General features: G+C 49.4%; 6 protein-coding genes. 1 reads left to right on the top strand and 5 read right to left on the bottom strand.

Features of this window, described 5'->3' with window-relative positions; translation table 11 throughout:
• The 5 genes from uvrC to gshA form a co-directional block, all read right to left on the bottom strand.
• The coding region (gene uvrC, locus Q1M25_RS06460) for an excinuclease ABC subunit UvrC (protein ID WP_300483101.1) at positions 1-810 on the bottom strand (810 nt) is incomplete at its 3' end.
• Positions 811-874: 64 nt separating this feature from the next.
• Complete coding sequence (gene gyrA / locus Q1M25_RS06455) at positions 875-3,646, bottom strand: DNA gyrase subunit A (protein ID WP_300483098.1); 2,772 nt, start codon at positions 3,644-3,646, stop codon at positions 875-877.
• Between the two features lie 127 nt (positions 3,647-3,773).
• Complete coding sequence (locus Q1M25_RS06450) at positions 3,774-4,256, bottom strand: acyl-CoA thioesterase (RefSeq protein WP_003686444.1); 483 nt, start codon at positions 4,254-4,256, stop codon at positions 3,774-3,776.
• Positions 4,257-4,370: 114 nt separating this feature from the next.
• Positions 4,371-5,441: a magnesium/cobalt transporter CorA gene (corA, locus tag Q1M25_RS06445; RefSeq protein WP_300483095.1), complete on the bottom strand. Its 1,071-nt coding sequence runs from the start codon at positions 5,439-5,441 to the stop codon at positions 4,371-4,373.
• Between the two features lie 101 nt (positions 5,442-5,542).
• Positions 5,543-6,901 (bottom strand): glutamate--cysteine ligase, encoded by a 1,359-nt coding sequence (gene gshA / locus Q1M25_RS06440; RefSeq protein WP_300483093.1) that lies wholly within the window; start codon positions 6,899-6,901, stop codon positions 5,543-5,545.
• A gap of 262 nt (positions 6,902-7,163) precedes the next feature.
• Here gshA and Q1M25_RS06435 point away from each other — a divergent pair.
• The coding region (locus Q1M25_RS06435) for an aconitase family protein (RefSeq protein WP_300483089.1) at positions 7,164-7,896 on the top strand (733 nt) is incomplete at its 3' end.

The raw sequence follows: 7,896 nt of genomic DNA, 5'->3' as shown, positions 1-7,896 counted from the left end.
GCAAACCAGGCCTACTGAAACAGACAGCGCCAGCAAATCGATATCATTGGGATTGTTCGGGTTTTTGCTGTCGATAAACTGATTACTCTGCATGATGCCGAGTGCTTGAATTTGATCGCGATAACGGGCGGCTTCTTCAAATTGCAAATTCGCGGCTGCGGTTTGCATTTTGTGTTGCAAGGTACGCGTCAGTTCGTCGGTTTTACCATTGAGGAAAGTCGCAGCTTCACGCACGCTGTCGCGGTAATCTTCTTCGCTGATGTGGCCGACACAAGGTGCGGTGCAGCGTTTGATTTGGTAAAGCAGACAAGGGCGGTCGCGATGCTCGAATACACTGTCTTCGCAGGTACGCAGCATAAAGACTTTTTGCAATACTTGAATGCTATCGCGCACGGCGTTGCTGTTCGGATATGGGCCGAAATATTGATTTGGCTTTTTCAACGTGCCGCGGTAATACGCCATTTGCGGATATTGATGGCCGCTGAGCATCAAATAAGGATAGCTTTTGTCATCGCGGAAAAGGATATTGTATTTCGGCGACAAGGCTTTGATGAAGTTGTTTTCGAGAATCAGCGCTTCGGCTTCGGAACGCGTGATGGTGGTTTCGATATGGTGAACCTGTTTTACCATCAATGCGATGCGCGGCGAATGGTCGTTTTTTTGGAAATAGCTGGAAACGCGCCGCTTGAGATTGACCGCTTTTCCAACATACAAAACATTGTTGTCTTCGTCAAAAAAACGGTACACGCCAGGCAGGTTAGGCAGATTTTTCAGAAAAAGAGGTAAATCGAACGGTTCGGTTGCGCTCACGGGATTTTCTTTTGGAATAAGCAGGCCGTCTGAAAACTTTTCAGACGGCCTTTTTCATTGACGTTTAAGATTCTTGAGACGGAGTATCTTCAGCTTCTACCACTTGGTTTTCAGCTGCATCGCTTTCTAAAGCGGCTTCATCTTCAGCCTCTTCAGCCACTCGTTCCAAGCTGACCAAGGTTTCGCCTTCGTCCAGATTAATCAGGCGGACGCCTGCGGCAGCACGGCCGGTCTCGCGGATTTGCTCAACTTTGGTACGAATCAGGACACCGCCGCTGGTAATCAGCATCAGGTCGTCGGTTTCGCTGACCAAAGTCGCGGCAACCAAATCGCCGTTGCGCTCGCCGGTATTGATGGCGATATTGCCTTGGCCGCCTTTGTTTTTACGGCTGTAATCGGCAATCGGCGTACGTTTGCCATAGCCGTTGGCAGTAGCGGTCAAAACTTGCAAATCGCTTTGCTCGGCTTCAGGGGCGAAGGTAATCAGGCTGACAATCTTGCCATCGGCCGGCAGGCGCATACCGCGCAAACCGCCGCTACCGCGACCGGACGGACGGACACCGTGTTTGCCGCTTGGCAATGCATTCTCGGCATTTTCATCATCCAGGCTGTCTGAATCCTCGTTTTCGGTTTCGATATCGGCATCTTCTGCTTCATCGTTACCCAATTTTTCCCAATATTCGTTAAAGCGGATGGCTTTGCCCAAGTTGGAGAACAACATAATGTCGTCCGCACCGCCGGTTTGCGCTGCGCCGACCAAGTAATCGCCTTCTTTAAGCGCGATGGCTTTAATGCCTTGGCTGCGGACGTTTTTAAACGCAGACAGCTGGACTTTTTTCACCATGCCTTGTGCGGTGGCGAAGAAGACGTATTGGTCTTCGGGGAATTCGCGGACGGCCAAGATGGCGCTGACTTTTTCGCCTTCTTCCAATTGGATAACGTTGTTAATCGGACGACCGCGGCTGTTGCGGCCGCCTTCCGGCAGTTTGTACACTTTAATCCAATGGCACTTGCCCAAATTGGTAAAGCACATCAAATAATCATGCGTATTGGCAACAAACAGGCTTTCGATAAAGTCTTCGTCTTTGGTTGCCGCTGCCTGTTTGCCGCGGCCGCCGCGACGCTGCGCCTGATAATCGGTTGTCGGCTGGGTTTTGATGTAGCCGCCATGAGTCAGGGTAACGACCATTTCGCGTTGCGGAATCAGGTCTTCATCGGCGATATCGCCGCCAAACGGATTGATTTCGCTGCGACGCTCATCGCCAAAGTTGGCTTTGATGTCTGCCAATTCTTCGCGGATGATTTGGGTAACGCGCTCAGGTTTGGAAAGAATATCCACGAAATCAATGATTTTGCTCATCAGGTTTTTATATTCGCCGACAATTTCTTCCTGATCAAGACCGGTCAGGTTACGCAAGCTCATGCGCAAAATGGCATCGGCTTGCAATTCGCTCAGATAATAGCCTTGACTGTGCAGGCCCAAATTTTCTGGCAATCCTTCAGGGCGCATCATTTGCAGGTCTAAATCCGTGCGACTGAGCATGTCTTCAACCAAGCTGCTTCGCCATGGGCGGGACAGCAGTTTTTCTTTGGCTTCCGGTGCATTGGCAGATTCTTTGATCAAACGGATGATTTCGTCGATATTGGACAAAGCAACTGCTTTACCTTCGGCAATATGGCCTTCATGACGCGCTTTTTTCAGGCGGAATAAGGTACGACGGGTAACGACTTCGCGACGGTGGCGCAGGAATTCGGACAGGATTTGTTTCAGGTTCAGCAAGCGCGGCTGGCCGTCAACCAAGGCCACCATGTTGATACCGAAGCTGTCTTGCAGCTGGGTCAGTTTGTAGAGTTGGTTCAAAACGACTTCGGCATTTTCATTGCGTTTCAATTCGATCACGACACGCATACCGGATTTGTCGGACTCGTCGCGCAGGTCGGATACGCCTTCCAACGTTTTTTCGCGTACCAATTCGCCGATTTTCTCAACCAGCTTGGCTTTGTTGACTTGATATGGGATTTCATCAATAACGATGGCTTCGCGTTCGCCGTTTTTACCGATAGGTTCTATATGGGTTTTACCACGCATCACTACACGGCCACGGCCGGTTTTATAGCCTTCGCGCACGCCGCTCAAGCCGTAAATAGTTGCGCCGGTTGGGAAATCGGGCGCTTGGATAATATTGATCAGCTCGTCGATTTCAGTTTCAGGCTCATCCAACAAGCGCAGGCAGGCATTGATGGTATCGCCCAAATTGTGCGGTGGGATATTGGTTGCCATACCGACGGCAATACCGGACGATCCATTGACTAACAGCGCGGGGAAACGAGTCGGCAATACCAGCGGCTCATGTTCGCTGCCGTCATAGTTGGGGCCGAAGTTGACGGTTTCTTCTTCAATATCCGCCAGCATTTCATGGGAAATTTTTTCCATGCGAATTTCGGTATAACGCATGGCTGCTGCGGCCAAGCCGTCGACAGAACCGAAGTTGCCCTGACCGTCAATCAACACATAACGCATGGAGAAGTCTTGCGCCATACGGACGATGGTGTCGTAAACGGCTGTATCGCCGTGGGGGTGGTATTTACCGATAACGTCGCCGACGATACGCGCCGATTTTTTATAGGCGGAATTCCAGTTGTTTTTCAACTCGTGCATCGCGTACAACACGCGACGGTGTACCGGCTTGAGACCGTCGCGGACATCCGGCAGGGCTCGTCCCACAATCACGCTCATGGCGTAATCGAGGTAGCTCTTGCGCATTTCGTCTTCAAGGCTGACAGGCAGGGTTTCAAGTGCAAATTTATGGTCGTTGCGGATGGTTGCGTCGGTCATGATTATCTGTAATTTCGTATGGCAAAAATCTTGTTGATTCTACCACAAAACAAGCGGTTTATGGCTTTTGCTTGAAGGCCGTCTGAAACAGGATTTCAGACGGCCTTCATTATTTAATAAATTCAATTTAGTTGCAGCCAGAATCTTCGTTCGCAGCCTGCAGACTCAACTCTTTGCGCTTTTTAGCCCTTTCATAACGGCAGCGTTGGCGCTGTGTATTGATTTCCAAAGGCGGTACAGGAACCGGCTTACCGTCTTCAACGGCAACCATGGTGAAGTAGCAGCTGTTGGTATGACGCACTTCGCCTGTGTGGATGTTTTGCGCCTCCACACGGATACCGACTTCCATAGAAGTACGGCCGGTGTAATTGATACTGGCGTAAAAGGTTACCAGTTCGCCGACATGAATAGGCTCTTTAAACAATACTTTATCAACAGACAGAGTAACGCAATAGGTACCGCTGTAACGGCAGGCGCAGGAATATGCCACTTGGTCAAGCAGGCGCAAAAGATCGCCACCGTGAACATTGCCGCTGAAGTTTGCCGTATAAGGCATCATCAGCTCGGACATGATCAGCTCATGGGAAGGTAGTTGGCGTTCCGGTTTCATAGTTTCTTCTCCTTTTGATATTTATTTTTAAATTGTCTGAAAACTTCAGACTGCACGTGTGCAAAATCATTCTACCGTTTTTAAACGTTGACTTTCAACCCCTTACCTACCCGTTTACAGCCATTTTCTACGCGAAAAGAAAATCAGCAGTCCGATAATGATGCACAGCATCACACCCAAAACCATGAAATAGCCGTAATGCCAATGCAGCTCGGGCATATTGTCGAAGTTCATACCGTAGATGCCGGTGATGACGGTCAGCGGCATAAAGATAATGGTAATAACCGTCAACACGCGCATTTGCTGGTTCATGCGGTTGGATTGGAAGGAAAGATAAATGTCCATCATGCTCAACACCATATCACGCGAGGCATCAAGCGACTCGATAAGCTGCATATTGTGGTCGTACACGTCGCGCAGATAGACGGTCGATTCGCCTTTGAAAATGGCAAAATCGCCGCGTACGGCCAGTTGGTAGAACACATCGCGCAATGGTAAGAGCGTGCGCCGCAGACGGACGGCATCTCGCTTGAGGCGATGAATCTTACTGAGAATATCGCTGTTTTCGTTTTTAAACAGGGACTTGTCTATTACTTCGACACGGTTGTTGTACGATTCCAAAACAATGAAATAGTCGTCCACAATACGGTCGAGCAGGCAATAAGCAAGAAACGCCGTATTTTTGTTCAAAATATTGTGCGGATTTTCGTGCATCTGCCGGCGGAGATGGCTGAACAAGCCCAACGGTTTTTGTTGGAAAGACAACACAAAATCTTTGCCGATAATCACATACACTTGGTCAGAATGGAGCTTGCCCGTGGAGGTATAGTGGTAAACCTGTGCGGCAGTAAAAACATAGCTGCCGTAGTCTTCGATTTTCGGACGCTGTTTGCGGCTAAGAATATCTTCAATCACCAGCTCATGGATGCCGTAAGGCTCAAGCGCGTGTTTGAGCAAGACAACATCATTGATGCCGACAAAATGCAGCCAGTCAATTTGACCTTCTTGCGGGCGGGCAATATCGGGCAAGTTTTTTCCGGCAAGATAATCATGCTGAGCAAAGGTATCGGCGGAATACAAGGTTTGATGGATAGCAGAACGCGGCGCATTGTCGGTATTGCTGCGCTGTATGGTTTGGTCTGGCAGATTGTCGGTTATTTCAACTGGATTGGCTGGTTTGCTCATAAAAATAAATCATGTTTTTTAGTTAGAATGAATTGTACAGACAGAAAAGGCCGTCTGAAAACTAATTTTCAGACGGCCTGACAATATCGATCAACGTTTTATTAGGCTTGAGGCGCGGTTTTCTCCAGCTCCAATGCGGCAGCAAGCAAGGACAGGCGCGCCATTACGCCGTAAACGTAGAGGCGGTTGTGTTCGTTGTCCACGTCGCAGTCTTTTTCGGAGCGTGGCATGCCGAGCGAGTCCCATTGTTCAAATACGCGCTTGCAGGCTTCGGGCGCTTCTTGGGAATTGTCGCCACTGCCGGTGGGAATGCTGTTGGACAGTGGCACAAATACCATGCCGCCGGCATTAAGGTTTTCGTCTGCGCCGCGCCCTTCGTGTACACGGAAGAAACCGCCGATAACGAAACGGTCCATCATATACACAACGGGTTCGCACACGGCACCGTTCATGGTTTCGTAGGTATAAATACCTTCTTGGACAATAACTTCGCTAACTTCCAAGCCTTCTTTGACTTTCGCCATTTTATTGCGGTTTTTACGGTTCAAGCCGCGCACTTCATCCGCAGATTTAACGCTCATCACGCCCATGCCATAAGTACCTGCGTCGGCTTTGACAATCACGAAAGGTTGGTCGGTAATGCCCAATTCGTCGTATTTGGCTTGAATTTTTGCCAGCACGCGTTCTACTGCTTCCGCCAACGCATCCTCGCCTTCACGCTCTTGGAAATCCAGACCGCTGATTTTTTCAAAATAAGGATTGATTTGCCATTCGTCGATGTCAATCAACTTGGCAAAGTCGGCAGCAACTTGGTTGTACGCGCCGAAGTGTTCGGTTTTACGGCGAGTCGTCCAGCCGCCGTGCAATGGAGGCAAAACGGTTTGGCTGATGCCTTTGAGAATATCGGGAACACCCGCAGACAAGTCGTTATTCAACAAAACAACGCAAGGTGAGAAACCGTCTGCGAGATGTACACGCTCACGGGTACGCAATAAAGGCTCAAGCAAAATTTTGTCGCCTAATGCGGTTTCAAACTCGGTTGGTTCAGTCACTTCCGGATTCAGGCTGCCCAAGCGCACCTCGTATCCTGCCGAGCGCAAAATCTCGCTGAGGGCGTAAACGTTTTGCAGATAGAATGTGTTGCGCGTGTGGTTTTCAGGAATAATCAATACGGATTTTGCCGTTTCACATGCGCGCTGTACCGCATCTTGCGCGGCAACCGCCGCCAGCGGGATAAAGTTGGGATTCAAATTATTGAAGCCGCCCGGAAACAGGTTCATATCGATAGATGAAATTTTGTAACCGGCATTACGGATGTCAACCGAACCATAAAATGGCGGACGGTGTTCGTTCCAATGCGAACGGAACCATGCTTCGATTTTGGCATGATTGGCAAGGACTTTTTTCTCAAATTCCCGTAATTGAGTCAGATGCTCAGGAGCCATTACCGGTAATTTCATTCTCTATACCTCTTGGTAAGTGTGGGTTGAGTGAGAATGATAGAACTTTTTAGTGCATTTCGACAAGCATTCTTTCAGATAAGATGAATCTTTTTGTCAACAATTCTACAATTTGTCTAATTCTTGACAAATGTTTTTGAAACTTTGCAACAAATTTTAAAAATTGGACAAATTTCTATTGCGCAGCCCCTATAAAAAGCCTAAAATCCGCCCATAAACGCAAACCATCATTCATACCTACCAATAGCAAAGAATACTCATCATGAGCGCACAAACCCTTTACGATAAACTTTGGAACAGCCACGTCGTCCGCGAAGAAGAAGACGGCACTGTCCTGCTTTACATCGACCGCCACCTGGTTCACGAAGTAACCAGCCCGCAAGCATTTGAAGGCTTGAAAATGGCCGGCCGCAAACTCTGGCGTATCGACAGCGTAGTCTCCACGGCCGACCACAACCCCCCGACCGGCGACTGGGACAAAGGTATCCAAGACCCGATTTCCAAACTGCAAGTCGATACTTTAGACAAAAACATTAAAGAGTTTGGCGCACTCGCCTACTTCCCGTTTATGGATAAAGGCCAAGGCATCGTGCATGTTATGGGCCCGGAACAAGGCGCTACCCTGCCCGGCATGACCGTTGTCTGCGGCGACTCGCACACCTCTACCCACGGCGCATTCGGTGCATTGGCTCACGGTATCGGCACTTCCGAAGTCGAGCACACCATGGCGACCCAATGTATTACCGCGAAAAAATCCAAATCCATGCTGATTGCCGTTGAAGGCCGTCTGAAACCCGGTGTTACCGCTAAAGACGTAGCGCTTTATATCATCGGCCAAATCGGCACGGCAGGCGGTACGGGCTATGCTATCGAGTTTGGTGGCGAAGCCATCCGCAGCCTTTCTATGGAAGGCCGCATGACTCTGTGTAATATGGCGATCGAAGCCGGTGCGCGCTCAGGCATGGTTGCCGTCGACCAAACCACCATCGACTATG

The sequence above is a fragment of the uncultured Neisseria sp. genome, assembly GCF_951230505.1.
Classification (GTDB): Bacteria; Pseudomonadota; Gammaproteobacteria; order Burkholderiales; family Neisseriaceae; genus Neisseria.
The sequence above is the reverse complement of the archived record's forward strand: the minus strand, read 5'-3'. Positions and strand labels throughout refer to the sequence as shown.